We start from the raw sequence: 401 nt of genomic DNA, 5'->3' as shown, positions 1-401 counted from the left end.
CCTCCAGCGCCGCGGCCAGGGGCTCCTCCAGCGCCGCGTCCCCCGGGAGGAACAGGCCCCGGTCTCCCGAGTCCACCAGCTGCGAGCGCTGTCCGCTCGCCAGCAGCGTCTCCACCCGGAGCGTCACCGGCAGCAGGTCCGGCGCGAAGACGTCCTTGCGGTGCTCCTGGAAGGCCGCCAGCGCCGCGCCCACGTCCGGCAGCGCCACCTCCACCAGCCGTCGCAGCGCCGCGCCGTCCAGCGGCAGCTTCCGCGCCTCCGCGTCCAAATCCAGTCGGTGCGGCGCGAAGCCCGGATACTGGCCACCCTTCGCCTCTTCCAGCACCAGCCCCGCGTGGCTCTTCTTCGGCTCCACGCTCTTGAGGAACGCGGGGAGAATCTGCTTCTCCGCGTAGTGCTTC

Annotated in this window: 1 pseudogene; it reads right to left on the bottom strand. The window is 72.6% G+C overall.

Features of this window, described 5'->3' with window-relative positions:
• Positions 1–401: pseudogene (locus HUA75_RS46090) on the bottom strand (HEAT repeat domain-containing protein); the annotation flags it as partial.

It is taken from the genome of Myxococcus sp. CA040A, assembly GCF_013336725.1.
Taxonomy (GTDB): Bacteria; Myxococcota; Myxococcia; order Myxococcales; family Myxococcaceae; genus Myxococcus; species Myxococcus llanfairpwllgwyngyllgogerychwyrndrobwllllantysiliogogogochensis.
Note: the sequence above shows the minus strand (reverse complement) of the source record. Positions and strands in the feature narration are given on the sequence as shown.